Source organism: Pseudomonas sp. MD195_PC81_125, from assembly GCF_014060985.1.
Taxonomy (GTDB): domain Bacteria; phylum Pseudomonadota; class Gammaproteobacteria; order Pseudomonadales; family Pseudomonadaceae; genus Aquipseudomonas; species Aquipseudomonas parakoreensis.
Genome location: NZ_JABULD010000741.1, coordinates 1 through 879, shown reverse-complemented (window position 1 = coordinate 879; position 879 = coordinate 1). Strand labels below are relative to the sequence as shown.

Genomic DNA, 879 nt, shown 5'->3' with positions numbered 1-879 from the left:
TTTTCGGCCCCGTGGTGATCCAGCCCGAGCGCAACACCTGCTCGACAGCGGCAATTTCCTCATCGCCGATACTGGGGCGAGAGAAGGGGAGAAACGCCTTACTCATGGGCACCTCATTGCAAAAAATAAAAGGATGGACTCACGCAACTGTTGGATCCAACCACAGCGTAGACACAGAAAAGCGCTCCTGCATCAATAACTTGGCAAAAAAAGCATGACGTCGGGGATTGATTGACTTTTCACGATTTGCCCGGCAGGTTGGGGCATAGCCACTACCGAACCTATGGGAATTAAGGTTATGCCGGTTTTTGTGAAAGGAACATGAAAAACCGGTTGGCGAATCGTTTATCTGTCACTTATACAGCCGCTGTTCAGGCTTCTGCCGTCCATCGCAGTTTTTTGTCCGACAGTGCAGCTCAAGTACCTTCTTTACTTCAAGTACATTGCATTTGTTAGTTGTTGTAGTGCTGTACATTTTTTACTCAAGGTTTAACGTTTGATTGATTTAGTTGCTGCAACCCCCGACGCTCCAAAAACCAACCCGATGAGCCTGTACCTCGCGCGTTTGGCGCCCTCCAGCCAATTGACCATGCGTTACGTGCTGCAAGATGCCGCCGATCGCCTGGGCTTTGAAGACTTGAATGTCGAAGAGATTCCCTGGCATGCCTTGCAACCAGAAGATGTTGTTGCACTGGTCGCGGCATTACGCGCAGACAACTACGCACCGAACACTTCTTCGTTGTATGTGAATGCGGTGCGCGGCGTCATGAATGAGGCCTGGCGCATGAGCCTGATCAGCCAGGAACATCTTTTGAAGATGCGCTCGGTCAAGGGCATTGCCGGCACACGGTTGTCCCAGGGACGCAATCTCAAGCGCAC

General features: G+C 51.3%; 1 protein-coding gene and 1 pseudogene. One reads left to right on the top strand and one right to left on the bottom strand.

The annotated features are described in order from the left end of the window. On the bottom strand, positions 1-106 hold a 106-nt coding region (locus HT737_RS32115; protein WP_306287302.1), incomplete at its 3' end, for a hypothetical protein. Between the two features lie 438 nt (positions 107-544). Between HT737_RS32115 and HT737_RS28695 the strand changes: the two are divergent. Then, positions 545-879 (top strand): annotated as a pseudogene (locus HT737_RS28695) (integrase); the annotation flags it as partial.